Source organism: Flavobacterium hibisci (assembly GCF_020026925.1).
In the GTDB taxonomy this organism is placed as follows: domain Bacteria; phylum Bacteroidota; class Bacteroidia; order Flavobacteriales; family Flavobacteriaceae; genus Flavobacterium; species Flavobacterium hibisci.
The window spans coordinates 13883-29749 of the sequence record NZ_JAIQDW010000019.1; the positions used below are offsets into that span (position 1 = coordinate 13883).

17 protein-coding genes are annotated in these 15867 nt (G+C 35.3%); 10 read left to right on the forward strand and 7 right to left on the reverse strand.

All coding sequences use genetic code 11. From position 1 onward, the window contains the following. Nucleotides 1-88: 88 nt before the first annotated feature. The 3 genes from K8B81_RS16780 to K8B81_RS16790 all read right to left on the reverse strand — a co-directional run bounded on the left by K8B81_RS16780 (nucleotide 89) and on the right by K8B81_RS16790 (nucleotide 3196). Nucleotides 89-742 carry a metal-dependent transcriptional regulator gene (locus K8B81_RS16780; RefSeq protein WP_223682706.1) on the reverse strand — a complete coding sequence of 218 codons (654 nt, stop codon included), beginning with the start codon at nucleotides 740-742 and terminating at the stop codon, nucleotides 89-91. Between the two features lie 118 nt (nucleotides 743-860). After that, entirely contained in the window at nucleotides 861-2729 is a 1869-nt protein-coding gene (locus K8B81_RS16785) for an Nramp family divalent metal transporter (protein ID WP_223682707.1), read from the reverse strand. A gap of 74 nt (nucleotides 2730-2803) precedes the next feature. Next, nucleotides 2804-3196: a Fur family transcriptional regulator gene (locus K8B81_RS16790; protein WP_223682708.1), complete on the reverse strand. Its 393-nt coding sequence runs from the start codon at nucleotides 3194-3196 to the stop codon at nucleotides 2804-2806. Between the two features lie 93 nt (nucleotides 3197-3289). On the opposite strand from K8B81_RS16790, the gene K8B81_RS16795 reads away from it, so the two are divergent. From K8B81_RS16795 to K8B81_RS16840, 10 genes are all read left to right on the forward strand, one after another. Then, the gene (locus K8B81_RS16795; RefSeq protein WP_223682709.1) at nucleotides 3290-3643 is read left to right on the forward strand and encodes a MerC domain-containing protein; all 354 of its coding nucleotides are present in this window, start codon (nucleotides 3290-3292) and stop codon (nucleotides 3641-3643) included. Between the two features lie 11 nt (nucleotides 3644-3654). Further along, on the forward strand, nucleotides 3655-4560 hold the full coding sequence (locus K8B81_RS16800) for an NAD(P)/FAD-dependent oxidoreductase (protein WP_223682710.1): 906 nt from the start codon (nucleotides 3655-3657) through the stop codon (nucleotides 4558-4560). 105 nt (nucleotides 4561-4665) lie between these two features. After that, complete coding sequence (locus tag K8B81_RS16805) at nucleotides 4666-6873, forward strand: TonB-dependent receptor (protein WP_223682711.1); 2208 nt, start codon at nucleotides 4666-4668, stop codon at nucleotides 6871-6873. 161 nt (nucleotides 6874-7034) lie between these two features. Continuing rightward, nucleotides 7035-7499, forward strand: coding sequence for a thioredoxin family protein (locus K8B81_RS16810; RefSeq protein WP_223682712.1), 465 nt, complete (start codon nucleotides 7035-7037; stop codon nucleotides 7497-7499). Nucleotides 7500-7517: 18 nt separating this feature from the next. Further along, on the forward strand, nucleotides 7518-8678 hold the full coding sequence (locus tag K8B81_RS16815; RefSeq protein ID WP_223682713.1) for a lycopene cyclase family protein: 1161 nt from the start codon (nucleotides 7518-7520) through the stop codon (nucleotides 8676-8678). Nucleotides 8679-8840: 162 nt separating this feature from the next. Further along, nucleotides 8841-9251 carry a BrxA/BrxB family bacilliredoxin gene (locus tag K8B81_RS16820; protein ID WP_115887696.1) on the forward strand — a complete coding sequence of 137 codons (411 nt, stop codon included), beginning with the start codon at nucleotides 8841-8843 and terminating at the stop codon, nucleotides 9249-9251. Between the two features lie 282 nt (nucleotides 9252-9533). After that, nucleotides 9534-10892: an oxygen-dependent tRNA uridine(34) hydroxylase TrhO gene (gene trhO, locus K8B81_RS16825; RefSeq protein ID WP_223682714.1), complete on the forward strand. Its 1359-nt coding sequence runs from the start codon at nucleotides 9534-9536 to the stop codon at nucleotides 10890-10892. Between the two features lie 24 nt (nucleotides 10893-10916). Beyond that, nucleotides 10917-11360: an IS200/IS605 family transposase gene (tnpA, locus tag K8B81_RS16830; RefSeq protein ID WP_223682715.1), complete on the forward strand. Its 444-nt coding sequence runs from the start codon at nucleotides 10917-10919 to the stop codon at nucleotides 11358-11360. Nucleotides 11361-11617: 257 nt separating this feature from the next. Then, nucleotides 11618-12859 (forward strand): peptidase U32 family protein, encoded by a 1242-nt coding sequence (locus tag K8B81_RS16835; RefSeq protein WP_223682716.1) that lies wholly within the window; start codon nucleotides 11618-11620, stop codon nucleotides 12857-12859. Continuing rightward, on the forward strand, nucleotides 12859-13089 hold the full coding sequence (locus tag K8B81_RS16840) for a ferredoxin (RefSeq protein ID WP_223682717.1): 231 nt from the start codon (nucleotides 12859-12861) through the stop codon (nucleotides 13087-13089). The genes K8B81_RS16835 and K8B81_RS16840 overlap by 1 nt, the downstream gene beginning before the upstream one ends. A gap of 56 nt (nucleotides 13090-13145) precedes the next feature. Here the strand turns inward: K8B81_RS16840 and K8B81_RS16845 are convergent, their stop codons facing one another. The 4 genes from K8B81_RS16845 to K8B81_RS16860 form a co-directional block, all read right to left on the reverse strand. Then, the gene (locus K8B81_RS16845; RefSeq protein ID WP_223682718.1) at nucleotides 13146-13901 is read right to left on the reverse strand and encodes a hypothetical protein; all 756 of its coding nucleotides are present in this window, start codon (nucleotides 13899-13901) and stop codon (nucleotides 13146-13148) included. A 47-nt stretch (nucleotides 13902-13948) separates the two neighbouring features. Further along, nucleotides 13949-14122, reverse strand: coding sequence for a hypothetical protein (locus K8B81_RS16850; protein ID WP_223682719.1), 174 nt, complete (start codon nucleotides 14120-14122; stop codon nucleotides 13949-13951). Between the two features lie 83 nt (nucleotides 14123-14205). Next, nucleotides 14206-14490: a hypothetical protein gene (locus K8B81_RS16855; protein WP_223682720.1), complete on the reverse strand. Its 285-nt coding sequence runs from the start codon at nucleotides 14488-14490 to the stop codon at nucleotides 14206-14208. Between the two features lie 20 nt (nucleotides 14491-14510). After that, entirely contained in the window at nucleotides 14511-15854 is a 1344-nt protein-coding gene (locus K8B81_RS16860) for an ankyrin repeat domain-containing protein (RefSeq protein ID WP_223682721.1), read from the reverse strand. Between the last annotated feature and the right edge of the window lie 13 nt (nucleotides 15855-15867).

Below are 15867 nucleotides of genomic sequence, written 5' to 3' on the forward strand. Positions count from 1 at the left end.
AGAGAAAATTTTAAACGGTCATCTGATAAATAAAATTTTTGGGAATCTTTGCGGATTTCTCCGTTCTTCTCTGCGGAATGACTTCTTTCTAAACCAGCTTCACAAACAAATTAGAGGCAATTTTATTCGAAATAGACAATTCCCTGTTTTCAATTTTAATTTTCACAGACAAATCAAAAGATTCTTTCGATAAGAATTCAATTTTAGAACCTAAGGCAATTTCCTGTTTGTCCAGATATTTCAGAAATTCGGAGGAAGTGTCTTTTACGCCTACGCAAACACCAATTTGGTTTTCGGACAATTCAGAAAGCAATTGCTTTTCAATTTTAATTATTCGTCCATTTGCATCAGGAATAGGATCTCCGTGCGGGTCTTCTGTCGGATTGCCGAGAAAATCATCCAGGCGGTTAATCAACTGCTCTGACTTAATGTGTTCGAGTTGTTCTGCAATTTCGTGAACTTCATCCCAGCTGAAGTTTAATTTTTCTACTAAAAATACTTCCCATAAACGATGTTTTCTCACAATCATTTTGGCCGCCAGTTTTCCATTTTCGGTTAATGAAACTCCCTGGTATTTTTTATAGTTCACCAAATCCTTGTCAGACAGCTTCTTAAGCATGTCTGTAACGGATGAAGCTTTGGTTTCCATCATTTCGGCAATAGCATTTGTACTCACTTCTGTTTCCAGCGAAGCAGTCAGGTGATATATCGCTTTAAGGTAGTTTTCTTCTGAAAAGGTCATTTTTTGGAGATTCTAAGATTCTAAGATTCTAAGATTCTAAGATTCTAAGATTCTGAGTTTTCTTCTGAGGCTTTTATTAAAAAGCTTAGAAACTTAGGAGCTTAGCATCTTAGCAACTTTATTTAACAATCAGCAAAGGTATCGAAATTTTATGTCTCAGTTTATCTACAGTTGTGCCAAATAAAATATCTTTTAAACCAGTGTGGCCGTGGGTTCCCATAACTAATATATCAAAATTACCTTCATTTATGATTTTCGGTATTATGGAGTTTGGTTTTCCAAAACCTAATTCGGTTTCGATCTTAAACCCTTTCTGCGAAAGCATTTCTTTATATTCTAATAATAATTTTTCGTCAATGGTCGTTTCATGATCGTGTATGTGAACTCCGTACATCAAAGCACCAACCGTTTCTACAATATGTATAAGTGTGTATTGAGCATTCATTCCGCCTAATTCAAAAGCTTTATTCAGAGCAACGCTATCAGCATTCGAAAAATCTACAGAAACAGCAATGTTTTTAATACTTTGACTTTCCCTGGCCGTAAATTGAAGTTGAAGATGGTGTGGCGAATGGTTTAATGTTTTTGATTTTGCTTTAGCAATAAAAGGTTTAAAGACAATGTAAAGCAATAATGCTAAAAGACCCACTGCCAATGGAACTACAGTAAGCCATAAAATAATTGGATTCTCTGAAGTTTCAAGCCAGGAAGTGATTTCATCATAAACTAATTTGGCATTAAGCGAAACAATAATTAAAGCAATAATCCAGGAAACAAACTGTGTAAGTTTAGAGATATGGAAACCATTCATCTTGGATTTATCGCTCACAAAATGAATTAACGGAATAATGGCAAATCCCAACTGAAGACTCAAAATGACCTGACTTAAGATCAATAGTTTTCCTGTTACGCTTTCACCATAAATTAAAATGACGATAACAGCCGGAATAATCGCAATCAAACGGGTAATGATTCGGCGAACCCAGGGCTGTATTCTGAAATGGAGATATCCTTCCATTACAATTTGTCCGGCTAATGTACCGGTTATTGTAGAACTTTGTCCGGCAGCAATGAGTGCAATAGCAAACAATGCTGGCGCCCATTTAGTTCCTAAAAGCGGTTCCAGAAATTGATGTGCATCCTGAATCTCTGCAACTTCGTACATTCCGTTTTTGTGAAAGGTGGCAGCGGCGAGAATCAATATTGCAGCATTTACAAAAAAGGCAAGGTTTAAGGCAATTGTAGAATCGATAAAGTTGTATTTCAAAGCTTGTTTGATTCCGGCCGGAGTTCTGTCGAATTTTCGTGTTTGTACCAAAGAGGAATGCAGGTAAAGATTGTGCGGCATTACAGTTGCACCTATAATTCCAATGGCGATATATAATGCTGCTGAATTTGGAATAGAAGGAATTAATCCTTCTAAAACCTTATGCATTTCAGGCTCCGCAAAAATCATTTCGAAAATAAATGAAAATCCAATAATGGCTACCAAAGCTATAATGAACGCTTCCATCTTTTTAATTCCTTTATTAATCAGGAAAAGTAATATAAACGTGTCTAAAACAGTAATTAGCACAGCTTCTAAAAGAGGAATCCCAAAAAGTAAATTAATTCCGATTGCCATTCCGAGAACTTCTGCCAAATCGCAGGCCGCAATCGCAATTTCAGCCAGAAAATATAAAATATAGTTAATCGGTTTTGAATACGTTTCTCTGGAGGCCTGCGCAAGATCTCGCTGTGTCACAATTCCGAGACGTGCACTTAAACTCTGCAGCAGCAAGGCCATTAAATTGCTCATGAGCAAAACCCAGACAAGAGTATACCCAAACTGGCTTCCGCCAGCCAGATCAGTTGCCCAGTTTCCCGGATCCATATAGCCCACACTTACTAAATAGGCCGGACCTAAAAAGGCAAGAATTTTTCTAAATCCTGTTTTTTTATTTTCGGTTGCAACCGATTCATGAACTTCTTCTAATGATTTTGCCATTCGTAAAATATTGATTTCCCAAATATATAGAAAAATTTCATTAGAGAAACAATATTTTTAGACGAGCCTAAATATTAAATGTTAGAATTTAAACAATTTGGGCATAAACCTGATAAAGTAAAATTTATATCATTGACTTTATAATTGTGAGGCATAATATAGCTTGGTTTCACATTTACAAGGCAGGTGATCTCAAGGCATTTTTCACAGCTAAAATGTGCGTGGTTATGTATATGTACACGCTGTGCCTGATGATGACATTTTGCATATTTTACAGTACCATCAAGGTCAACTATTTTATGAACGATATCATCATTTACAAGGCGGTCTAATATCCTGTAAACAGTAACGCGATCACATACATCTTCAATTTGTCTGTATATTTCTGTATGTGACAGCGCTATTTTGGATTTGCCAAAAATCTCTAAAACGGCTGTCTTTGCTGTGGTATTCCTTGCTGTTTTCATTTTTTTCGAAATAGAAATAATCGCAACAATGTTGCGATTTGGTTTTTATGTGTATATTTGCAACAAAATTGCATTAAAGCAAATGTACATCAAATGAAGAAAATTACAACAACTTTTTACGATATTTTAGGATTGTCATCAGCGACTCTTTGTTTATTACATTGTTTGGTATTTCCTCTTTTAACGGTTCTTCCATTGAGTCTAAATCATAATCCGGTAATTGATTTGTTATTTGCTTCAATTGGTGTTTTTGCTATTTTCAAAATTATAAAAAAATCATCGGTTTTAGTGTCGTTGATTCTGGTTGTTTCTATGGGTATAATTTGGATCAGTATTTTGGGTGAAATAATATTTGAAATTCATATCGACTTAATTTACTTCGGAGGTATCGGAATGATCATTGGACATTTATTGAATTATAAATTACACAAAAAACAACATCATTAAAAATTAGTATTATGAATCAGAAAAATTTTGAAGTGATTATCATAGGAGGCAGTTACAGCGGATTGTCTGCCGCAATGAGTTTAGGGCGTTCTTTACGTCAGGTTTTGGTTATTGATAGCGGTTTGCCCTGCAACAGACAAACACCGCATTCTCATAATTTTATCACGCATGATGGCGAGACTCCGGCTGCAATTTCGGCCAAAGCCAGATTACAAGTCGGCTTTTACAAGACGGTTCAGTTTTATGAAGGACTTGCCATTGATGCAGTTAAAAAACAAAATAGTTTCGAAATTAAAACAGAATCCGGAGAACTGTTTACTTCTAAAAAGCTATTATTTGCGACAGGAGTTAAAGATTTACTTCCTCAGATTAAAGGTTTCGAGGAATGTTGGGGAATATCGGTTTTACATTGTCCGTATTGTCACGGCTATGAAGTCAAAAATGAAAAGACGGCTATTGTTGCTAATGGTGAAATGGGTTTTGAATATGCAAAACTGATATCCAATTGGACTAAAGATCTTAAATTATGTACCAATGGAAAATCAGAATTAACTTCGGAACAATCACAAATTCTTAGAAATCATGGTATTTTGATTTTGGAAGAACAAATAGATTCTTTCGAACATAATGCCGGGTATATTTCGAATCTTGTTTTCAAAAACGGAGAAAAGAGTACTGTCAAAGCCGTTTATGCAAGACCAAAATTAGAGCAGCATTGTCCGTTACCAGAAATTTTAGGCTGTGAACTTACTGAGCAAGGATTGATAAAGATTGATTTTATGCAGAAGACATCCGTTCCTGGCATTTACGCCAGTGGAGATGCTACTACTCAAATGCGTTCTGTGGCTTTGGCGGTTTCTTCCGGATCTTTTGCAGGAGCAGCCATGAACAAAGAACTTATCGACGAAGATTTTTAATACTCTTTTTAACGGATTGAAATTGAAATGTTTTAAAAATTCTATTTCACAATAATTCTATTTCAAATTTAATTTTTAGTTTTGTCTAAATTTAATTTTATAATAATGAAATATTTATTTTTGACAATATTAATAATTTCAACTAAAAGCATTTTTTCTCAAAATATTTCCGGAAAAGTAGAATTTCAATCTTCTAATGACCAGGAAATCACTATTCATTTACTGAATACAGAATTTAAAACCCAAACCGATTCCTTAGGATTTTATCAGCTTCTAAATATTCCGGAAGGAACTTACAAAATACAAGTAACCTCGACTGGATTCAAACCACAAACCCAAAAAATATCGATTGTGGACGAACAGAATTTGATTTTGAATTTTGAATTGCAGAAAGACAAAAACGAATTGAATGAAGTAGTAGTTTCCGGAACCTTAAAACCTGTAAAAAGATTGGAAAGCGCTGTTCCGGTTGAGGTTTATTCGCCGGCTTTCTTCAAGAAAAATCCAACGCCAAGTATCTATGATGCGCTTCAGAACATCAATGGCGTTCGGCCACAGCTCAATTGTGGTGTATGTAACACAGGCGATATACACATAAACGGTTTAGAAGGCCCGTACACTTTAGTTTTAATTGATGGAATGCCAATTGTTAGCAGTCTTTCGACAGTTTACGGATTATCCGGAATTCCAAATTCGCTGGTAGAACGAATAGAAATCGTAAAAGGCCCGGCATCTTCCCTCTATGGAAGTGAGGCTGTTGGCGGGCTAATTAACATCATCACCAAAAATCCAACAAATGCTCCGGTCTTTTCTGCGGATTATTTTACAACCACTTACTTTGAAAGCAATCTCGATTTAGGAATGAAGTTCAATACCGGAAAAAAAGCAGTTTCAATTTTAGGTGTGAATTATTTCAATTACGATCAGGTAATTGATAAGGATCATGATAATTTTACCGATGTAACGCTTTCAGAACGGATTTCGGTTTTTAATAAATGGAGTTTTCAGCGAAATAATAATAGGTTATTTACCATCGCAGCACGCGGAATGTATGAAGACCGATGGGGCGGAGATGTACGCTGGGAGAAGCAATACCGCGGAGGTGACGAAATTTATGGAGAAAGTATTTATACTAAACGTGGCGAATTAATAGGAAGCTATCAGTTGCCTTTTGAAGAAAAACTAATGCTTTCCTTTTCCGGAAACGTACATTATCAGGACAGCCGTTACGGAACGACATCGTATATCGCTAATCAGAAAATTGGTTTTTTGCAATTAACGTGGGATAAAAAACTAGGCCGCAACGATTTCCTTGCCGGAATTGCCAGCCGTTATACCTATTATGACGATAATACTCCTGCAACCAAAGAAGCTGAAAGCACCTGGTTACCCGGAGTTTTTGTTCAGGATGAAATTACCTTTTCTCCAAAAAGTCAGATTTTGCTGGGAATGCGTTACGATTATAATTCTATTCACGGCTCGATTTTGACACCAAGAATAGCCTATAGATTTAAAGCAAATGAAAACACAATTTTCAGGTTAAACGCCGGAACAGGTTTTAGGGTTGTGAATTTATTTACAGAAGATCATGCAGCGCTTACAGGTTCACGTGATGTTGTAATTGCGAATAATCTGAATCCCGAGCAATCGGTAAATGTAAATCTGAATTACATTCAGAAAATTAATTTCGGTAACGGAACTTTTATGGGAATCGAAACAACGGCTTTTTATACCAGATTCAGCAATAAAATTATTTCAGACTACGAAAGTGATCCAAACAAAATCATTTACGATAATATCGAGGGTTATGCGTTGAGCCAGGGAATAAGTACCAATATCGATCTTAATTTTCCATCGGGATTAAAGTTTATTGTTGGAGCAACGCTTTTGGATAACAAAAATGTAGAAAACGGAATCTCTGAAACGCCTTTTTTAACGGAGAAATTTACAGGAACCTGGAGTGTTTCGTATAAAATCCAGCCCTGGAATCTGTCTTTAGACTATACAGGAAATTTATACAGTCCAATGAAACTACCTTTGTTGAGTGAAACCGATCCAAGAAGTCCTGAATCGCCGTGGTATAGCATTCAGAATATTCAGTTTACGTATTCGGGCTGGAAGAATTTTGAGATTTATGGCGGAATCAAGAACCTGCTTAATTTTACGCCAATGCAAAATAATCCGTTTTTGATTTCAGGAGCTGATGATCCTTTTGATAAAAATCCCGATGGACTGCCGTTTGATACAACGTATGTGTATGGCCAGAATCAGACTATTAGAGGATTTTGGGGATTGCGATATACGTTTAGGTAATTTTTTTACACAATCTTGTCATTCCGTAGGAATCTCAAGATACTAATAATCGTTGTGTAGAGATTCCTACGGAATGACAAACTAATTCAATAATAAAGAGAGGTATTTAATTTTAAAAACCTTTTAATCTGTGGAATCTGTGGCAAAAAAATAACAACAATATGAAAAAGCTATTTCTATTCATCCTTTTCTTTGGAATAACTTCAGCCGGATTTTGCCAGTTGAAAAGTCATTCTTTTGAAGCAATAGATAGTTTACAGCAGATCCAGAAGCGAAAACTCATCGTTTTTATCCATACAGACTGGTGTCAGTTTTGTCAACACATGAAAAATACAACTTTCAAAAATCAGGAAATTATTCAAAAACTGAATTCAGATTTTTATTTTGTTGATTTCAATGCCGAGGAAAAAAGGGATATAAATTTTAATAATCACATCTTTAAATATCAGCCAACTGGCAATAATGTCGGGGTTCATGAACTGGCTCTGCAGTTAGGAACTATGAATAACCAGATTGTGTATCCGGTTTTATGTGTTTTGAATAATAAAAACGAAATCCTTTTTCAATACAATAATTACCTCAGCTCAAAAGATTTTAAACAGCTTTTAGAAAAAATGAAAGAATAAAATTCCTTATTTTTGAGAATGAATTCTCCTCAAATCAAACATTTCAATTATATTTTTACAGGAACAGGTCTTGCAGCTCTGATGACGGTTTATAAAATGTTTTTGTCCGGAAAATTTAGTGATAAATCGATTTTGCTGTTAGACCACAATTCTAAGAAAACCAATGACAGAACCTGGTGTTTCTGGGCAGAGGAAGAAACGCTCTGGAATTCTGTTATATCCAAAAAATGGGATTCGGCTTTGTTTGCGAATGAGGATTTCAAACGGAATTTAGATCTGAAACCCTATCAGTACAATCAAATTCGTGGATTGGATTTTTATAATTTTGTTTTCGAAGTACTTTCCAAACAAGACAATATTACTTTTCTAAACGAAAAAGTAACCGACATCAACGAACTCGAAACCCATGTTTTTATCGGTACGGAAGAAAACAGATATACTTCTGATTACCTGTTCAACAGCATTTATACGAAGGCTTTCGCCGAAAGGCAAACAAAATATCCGGTTTTGCAGCAGCATTTTGTGGGCTGGTTTGTAAAATCAGAAAATGAAATTTTCAATCCTGAACAAGCAACTTTCATGGATTTTTCTGTGGAACAAAGGGGAAATACGCGTTTTATGTATGTTTTGCCAACCTCTAAAACCGAAGCTTTGGTAGAATATACATTGTTTTCAGAAAACTTGCTTCCGAAAGAAGAATATGAAAAAGAAATTGAAATTTACCTGAAAAAACTCGGCGTAAGCCAATACAAAATTCAGGAAGAAGAGCAGGGAAGTATTCCAATGACCTGTTATCCTTTTTGGAAAAGAAACACCAAAAGAGTCCTCAATATCGGAACTGCTGGTGGATGGACAAAAGCCAGTACAGGTTATACATTTAGAAATTCGGATAAAAAATCTTCGGCATTAGTTAATTTTCTTCAGGGTTCTAATTTCAAGATGAAAGATTTTCATAAAAAAAGTAGATTCTGGTTCTATGATTTATTGCTTTTGGATATTCTTCAGAGAAATAATGAATTAGGAAGTTCTATTTTTTCTTCTTTATTCAAAAATGGAAAACCATGTCTGATCTTTAAATTTTTAGATGAAGAAACGAATCTGATTGAGGATTTGAAAGTGATTTTAAAATGTCCGAAAATGCCGTTTATAAAAGCTTTATTTAGGACTTTAATGAAATGAAGAAACAGGTTTTGTCACCTTATATTTGAACTTTTAATTTTATGACTTTCCAATTTCGAATCCATCAATTCAACTATAACAAAACTTTATACTTCAAATTAAGTAGTTGAAGGGAAACTTTGTAACTTTGCATTTCAAAAGTAAAATTTAAAAAATAAAAATATGTATCCACAAGAAATGGTAAAACCAATGGAGGCTGAATTAACTTCTGCAGGTTTTCAAGATTTACATAGTGCGGAAGCTGTTGATAACGCTATCAAAGCTGAAGGTACCACATTAGTTGTTGTAAATTCTGTTTGCGGTTGTGCTGCAAGAAATGCACGTCCGGGAGCAAAAATGAGTTTAGAAGGTGCTAAAAAACCAGATCACTTAATTACAGTTTTCGCCGGTGTTGACAAAGAAGCGGTTGATGCTGCAAGACAACACATGTTTCCTTTTCCTCCATCATCGCCATCTATGGCTTTGTTCAAAAACGGAGAATTGGTTCACATGTTAGAGCGTCACCATATCGAAGGTCGTCCTGCAGAAATGATTGCTGAGAATTTACAGGATGCTTTTAACGAGTTCTGTTAATTCTAAAGGTTTGAAATTATATGAAGACTGTCTATTTATTTAGGCAGTCTTTTTTATTAGAAGCTATTCCGGCTGTCCACTATATCTTTTGTGCCTCCCGATAGCTATCGGGACCGCACAAAAGGATGCCGTTTCCATCCGGGCTAAAAAAATCAAAATGCTAAGAACTTTAAGTTTTTCAGCAATTTTAAAATCTTAGAAACTCAGAAGCTTTGCCACTTAGAACCTTTTTTCCTAACTTTGCGGCTTCAAAAAATATTCTCAACTTAAACTGTTTATAGCATGCAACTGTATAACACCTTAAGCGCAGAAGAAAGGGCCATCATGATCGATGATGCCGGTAAACAACGACTAACGTTGTCTTTCTATGCGTATGCCAAAATTCAAGATCCCAAAAAATTTCGCGACGATTTATTTTTAGCCTGGAATAAGCTCGATGCTTTAGGCCGAATTTATGTTGCTACAGAAGGAATAAATGCTCAAATGAGTATTCCGGAAGAAAATTTGGAAGCTTTTAGAGCAACTCTTGAAGTTTACGACTTTATGAAAGGCATACGATTAAATGAGGCAGTTGAACATGATGATCATTCATTTTTAAAACTAACCATTAAAGTTCGTGATAAAATCGTTGCTGACGGTCTAAATGACGATACTTTTGATGTAACTAACATAGGTGTTCACCTTAAAGCTAAGGAATTCAACGAAATCCTTGATGATCCAAACACAATTGTAGTCGATTTTAGAAACCACTACGAAAGTGAAGTGGGGCATTTTAAAGGTGCAATTACTCCGGATGTTGAAACTTTCAGAGAGAGTTTGCCAATTATCAACGAACAGCTTAAAGACCATAAAGACGATAAAAATCTGGTCATGTATTGTACTGGTGGAATCCGCTGTGAAAAAGCCAGTGCGTATTTCAAACATCAGGGTTTTAAAAACGTATATCAATTAGAAGGTGGAATCATCAACTATGCGAAGCAATTGAAAGAAGAAGGCTTAGAAAGCAAATTCATTGGTAAAAACTTCGTATTCGATAATCGTCTGGGCGAAAGAATCACAGACGATATCATTTCGCAATGCCACCAATGCGGAAAACCTTGTGATAATCATACCAATTGTGAAAACGATGGTTGCCATTTATTGTTTATTCAGTGTGATGAATGTAAAGCCGCTATGCAAAACTGCTGTTCTGCGGAGTGTCTGGAAGTTGTAAATATGCCTTTGGTGGATCAGGTAAGATTAAGGGCCGGAAAACAGGTAGGAAATAAAGTTTTCAGAAAAGGAAAATCAGAAAATTTGAAATTCAAGCATTCTGGAGACTTGCCCGAAACTGCTTTAGCAACTGCACAAAAAAGCGCTGATATTCGTCAGAAGGTAAAAGTCAAAAAAATATTGATTGGTAAAGCAGAGCATTATTACGTTAAAGCGCAGGTAGGACAATTTACAGTTGAAAACAACGAACTGAATGCAGGTGACAAAATCTTAATTTCAGGACCAACAACAGGTGAACAGGAATTGGTATTAGAAAAATTAATTGTAAATGGTGCAGAGACTCAATCTGCAAAGATTGGTGATAAAGTTACTTTTGAAGTTCCATTCAGAATTAGATTGTCAGATAAAGTCTATAAAATTGTAAATTAGCGGTTTTTTAAACGCTAGTTTACAATGTCGCATTCTTTTTCCAAATTGTGGATTCATGCCATTTGGGCAACCAAAAATCGTAAGGAATTAATTGATTTTTCAATAGAAAAAAAGGTACACAATTATATTCATGATGAATTAATTGAGTCGGGTTGTCCTGTTACAATCATTAATGGAATGCCCGACCATGTACATGTTTTGTTTTTACTGAATCCGAAAAAATCTATTTCTGATGTAATTCGTCAAGCGAAAGGAGGCTCTTCTCATTCTATAAATAGGGAAAACTTAATTCCTGAAAAATTTGCATGGCAAACTGGCTATGCGGCTTTCGCAGTAAGCGAATCTCAGCTTGATGCTGTTTATAATTATATCAAAAATCAAAAACAGCATCATCTCAAAAAGAATGGACAGCAGGAATTTGACAAATTTGTAAAATTACATGGTTTTGAAAATTCAACTAATCTATAAAAATAAAAAATACACAATTTTTAAAAACATAGCCCACGGTTTCAACCGTGGGAAACGTATTGTTGCATTTCGTTGTGGATTTGCATTGCGTACCCACGATTTCAACCGTGGACTATATTAACAAGAAACTATACTCCCGCAAATAATCTTTTAAATATACACTATGATATAAATCATAGAAATCAATTTATACCCACATTATTTTTGTCAATTGTTTGATGATTCTAAAACACATCATTTGAATAATAAAATCAAAAATGACAATTAACAACAAAATCGAACTCATGGCTCCTGCAGGAAATTTTGAGTCGCTTCAGGCTGCTTTAGATAATGGCTGTGATTCTGTGTATTTTGGCGTTGAACAACTCAACATGCGGGCAAGATCGACGGTTAATTTTACTGTTGAAGATTTAAAAGAAATCGCTAATCGTTGTGAGATCAAAAACGTTCGAAGCTATCTGACTTTAAACACGATTATTTACGATCACGATTTATCTGTCGTAAAAACAGTATTGAATAAAGCCAAAGAGGCGAATATTACGGCAGTAATTGCATCAGATCAGGCTGTAATTACTATGGCAAGATCGATTGGAATGGAAGTTCATATTTCAACGCAATTGAATGTAACCAATATTGAAACCATTAAATTCTACAGCCTATTTGCCGATACAATGGTTTTAAGTCGTGAATTGAGTTTGCGTCAGGTAAAGAAAATCACAGAACAAATTGAAAAAGAACAGATCAAAGGGCCTAACGGAAATTTGGTAGAAATCGAAATCTTTGGTCACGGTGCTTTATGTATGGCAGTTTCTGGAAAATGTTATTTGAGTTTACATTCGCATAATTCCTCTGCGAATCGCGGTGCGTGCAAACAAAACTGCCGAAAAAAATACACGGTTATTGATCAGGAAACAGGTTTCGAAATCGAATTGGATAACGAATACATGATGTCGCCAAAAGATTTATGTACTTTGGATTTCCTGGATCAGGTAATTGATTCCGGAATTCAGGTTTTAAAAATTGAAGGACGAGGAAGAGCACCCGAATACGTGGCAACAGTTATTAAAACCTATCGAGAGGCTATCGATGCCTATTACGAAGGTACTTTTTCGAAAGAGAAAACCGCAGTTTGGATGGAAGCTTTAAATACAGTTTACAATCGTGGTTTCTGGTCAGGCTATTATCTGGGTCAGGAATTGGGAGAATGGAGCAATATCCCAGGTTCAGCAGCAACTCGGAAGAAAGTTTACATTGGAAAAGGAACACATTATTTTCCAAAAGCCGGAGTTGGGCAATTCAAAATAGAGGCTTATGATATTAAAATTGGTGACAAAATCCTGGTAACCGGACCAAGTACCGGAGCTCAGGAAATGATTATCGACGAAATGTTTGTAAATGATTTTACGGCAGAAAAAGCAACAAAAGGTGACGATTGTACTTTTAAATTACCATTTAGAATCAGAATGTCGGACAAACTGTATAAAATTGTTGAAGCATAATGGTTATCATCACTTTACAAAGAGACAAATGCATCGGCTGTAATTATTGTGTGGAAATGGATCCGGTTCATTTTCAAATGTCAAAAAAAGACGGAAAATCGGTTTTACTTCATTCGCAGAATTCGAAAGGTTTTTTTACTTTAAAATCGCCAAAGCATACCATTGTAGAAAGGTGTGAACTGGCAGCAAAAGCTTGTCCGGTTAAAATTATTACCGTTAAGGAAACGTAATACTATACTTTAAAAGCAAACCCTATTTTGTATAGATACAGAATAGGTTTTTCATCTTATTCGCTGGAAAAATCAAGTTCATCAAAGTCTTCAATTTCAGACAACTTAATCAGTTTTGTTCTACTGATTTTAGTTTCTTTTTTTTCAAAAATTTCATCCTCATCGTAAGTGTTTTCATTGATGTTTTGGTTTACGATTTTTTTGCGTGTCAGGAAATTGATACTGGTCTCAGTGAGAACAATTGGTCCGCGATTACTGCTTCCATCGTAACCAATCAACTCTAAATCATTATTTTGAAATCTGAATGTATAAGACCAATACCCGTAACGGCCGTGACTGTAATTAATAAATAGCTTGTTTTTATCGATTTGAAAGTCAAGTTCCGGAGCATAATAAACACCACCATCTTCATTTTCAGAGGAGAAGCAATTATAATTTTTAACCGCTAATTCGTAGCCGCTTTTTTTATTTAGAAGCACCATAATTCCCCTGCGATTTTGATCTAATTTACCCCGATATTCATGTGTAATAATTTTACTTTTATCGGTACCTTTTATAATTAATACACAATCTTCTAATCCGTCTTTATTCAGATCGCCGTAAATGGTGTCAAAAGGCACATGATTTTTAGGTACAAAATCAGCAAGATTCTTTTTGATTTCGATAGCAGGTTCTTCGACTTCGGGAATCTCTTTTAAATCGACAACTTCTGCTTCCGGTGATTTTTTATTCGTTTTAGAATCTTTATTACAGCTGTTTAATACATTAAGCAGGAGTATTGTTATAATAGCTAAGAAATATTTCTTACTCATGTCAGGAATTTTTGTTTTTATGATGAGATTAAATCTTCCGCTGATTATTAAATGCCAAATTTTGCATCAATATGATGCTTTTCGGCATAGGCTTTTCCTACAGCCATTAGTTTGGCAAATTTGGAATCAGCTTCAGTTTGAGTTGCAGCATCAAAATCAGCTATTGCTTTTTGAATTTGTTCTGGTGAACGCTTTTCATCCTTCATTTTAGCAATTGGCAAATAGCCTTCCTTTTGTTTTGCGATTACATAAGAGAATAAATCTTTTGAAGCCTGAAGAAGATCTTTATTATCATCGTCTTCTGTTATTTCATTAATTTTTTCAATTGAATTTCTAAATTTGAGATGTCGTATTTAAAAGCATCCTGATAAGAAGAAGGAATCATCTTTTTTTGGCTTTCATCATAAACCTGAGGCTCAGATTCCAGCTTATTGCTGATTTCTTTACCGCCAAATCGGGATAATAAATTGGAATTTAAAACAGCAATATCAAAAGTTTTTTCTGGTGATAAATTGCTGCAGGAAGTAGAAATCAGACTTCCCGCGATTACTACTAAAAATAGGATGGCAGTATTTAAGATTCTTTTCATTTTTTAATTCTGTTTATTATTTATCCTTTTAATATTTTGCTTTTCTCGCTTTCAAATTCTTCCGAAGTCAGAATTCCGGCATCCAGAAGTTCTTTTAAATCTAATAATGCTTTTTTCTTTCCTTCCATAACATTTCCTGAATTGGTTTTTTGAGGTTCTTCTTTCTGAATTGGCGTTACAACCGTTCCGGAAGGCGCATATTTCAAAATCAGTTCTGTGATTTCATTGAAACCTTTTACGTTCGAATAGTCAATTGCTTTTTGTTCTTTTACGTTTACAATTGTAGCATCTGCTTTGTTATCCAATAAATATTTCACTACATCTTTTTTTCCGTTTGCTGCGCTGTAATGCAAAGGCGTATTTCCGGATTCGTCCTGAATGTTGATGTTTGCCCCGGCTTCAACTAATAATTTGACCATGCTTAAATTGCCTTTTTTGGTAGCAACATGCAGCAGGCTTTCTCCGCCATACGTATAAGAACTATTTAGCGTAAAACTTGCGTCGTTCGAAATAGTAGTCGCACTGACAATCCAATCCAGATAATCGTTCATTGAAGAAGTGTCATGAGCGACAGGTTTACTGTAATTAACATCAACTCCGTTTTCTAAAAACAAGGAAACAATCTCCTTTTGATTATTCGCGCAGGCGTACCAAATAGGCGAGTATCCGTTATTGTTTGAAGTGAAAACATCGGCACCTCTTTCTACCAATAATTTCGCCAACATTCGGTTCGTTTCATAACAAGCAATTAAAAGCGCATTTTCTCCCGAATGATTCATGTGATTTATAGCTGCACCATTATCCAAAAGCAAGGTCACCATCGGAATTGATTTGGTATAACAAGCGTATAGCAAAGGCGTATTTCCTTGTTTATCTGTTACATTAATATCGGCACCTTTGTCTAAAAGCAATTGGACAATTTCACGGTTTAATTTTGCAGATGCCAGTAATAGCGGCGTTTCTCCGTTGTTGTTCAGTGAATTAACATCAATGCCGGCTTCAAGCAACTTTGTTGCAATTTCAATTTGAGCTGTCTGAACGACTAAATGCAAAAGGCTGTTTCCATATTTGTCGTTTTTGGTAATTTCGGCACCATTTTCTAAAAGATATAAAGCCGTTTGTTTTTGTTTTTGAAGACAGGCAAAATACAAAGGTGTTTCTCCCTGATGGTCTTCGTAATTAATATCGGCCCCGTCTTCGGTCAGGATTTTTACAATATCCAGATAGCCTCTGTGAGCGGCATAATGAATTGCAGTTCTTCCTTTTTCGTCCGTATATTTTACATCTACTTCTTTATTCTGAAGAAGCAATTCGGCTATTTTTCTGTTCCCGTTTTCGCAGGCAATTATAAATGACATTGACATGTATGAGAATTTT

Bases quoted from the DNA above. Each gene is read 5' to 3' on its own strand.
- K8B81_RS16780 (WP_223682706.1), bottom strand. From the start codon at position 742: ATGACCTTTTCAGAAGAAAACTACCTTAAAGCGATATATCACCTGACT.
- K8B81_RS16785 (WP_223682707.1), bottom strand. From the start codon at position 2,729: ATGGCAAAATCATTAGAAGAAGTTCATGAATCGGTTGCAACCGAAAAT.
- K8B81_RS16790 (WP_223682708.1), bottom strand. From the start codon at position 3,196: ATGAAAACAGCAAGGAATACCACAGCAAAGACAGCCGTTTTAGAGATT.
- K8B81_RS16795 (WP_223682709.1), top strand. From the start codon at position 3,290: ATGAAGAAAATTACAACAACTTTTTACGATATTTTAGGATTGTCATCA.
- K8B81_RS16800 (WP_223682710.1), top strand. From the start codon at position 3,655: ATGAATCAGAAAAATTTTGAAGTGATTATCATAGGAGGCAGTTACAGC.
- K8B81_RS16805 (WP_223682711.1), top strand. From the start codon at position 4,666: ATGAAATATTTATTTTTGACAATATTAATAATTTCAACTAAAAGCATT.
- K8B81_RS16810 (WP_223682712.1), top strand. From the start codon at position 7,035: ATGAAAAAGCTATTTCTATTCATCCTTTTCTTTGGAATAACTTCAGCC.
- K8B81_RS16815 (WP_223682713.1), top strand. From the start codon at position 7,518: ATGAATTCTCCTCAAATCAAACATTTCAATTATATTTTTACAGGAACA.
- K8B81_RS16820 (WP_115887696.1), top strand. From the start codon at position 8,841: ATGTATCCACAAGAAATGGTAAAACCAATGGAGGCTGAATTAACTTCT.
- trhO (WP_223682714.1), top strand. From the start codon at position 9,534: ATGCAACTGTATAACACCTTAAGCGCAGAAGAAAGGGCCATCATGATC.
- tnpA (WP_223682715.1), top strand. From the start codon at position 10,917: ATGTCGCATTCTTTTTCCAAATTGTGGATTCATGCCATTTGGGCAACC.
- K8B81_RS16835 (WP_223682716.1), top strand. From the start codon at position 11,618: ATGACAATTAACAACAAAATCGAACTCATGGCTCCTGCAGGAAATTTT.
- K8B81_RS16840 (WP_223682717.1), top strand. From the start codon at position 12,859: ATGGTTATCATCACTTTACAAAGAGACAAATGCATCGGCTGTAATTAT.
- K8B81_RS16845 (WP_223682718.1), bottom strand. From the start codon at position 13,901: ATGAGTAAGAAATATTTCTTAGCTATTATAACAATACTCCTGCTTAAT.
- K8B81_RS16855 (WP_223682720.1), bottom strand. From the start codon at position 14,490: ATGAAAAGAATCTTAAATACTGCCATCCTATTTTTAGTAGTAATCGCG.
- K8B81_RS16860 (WP_223682721.1), bottom strand. From the start codon at position 15,854: ATGTCAATGTCATTTATAATTGCCTGCGAAAACGGGAACAGAAAAATA.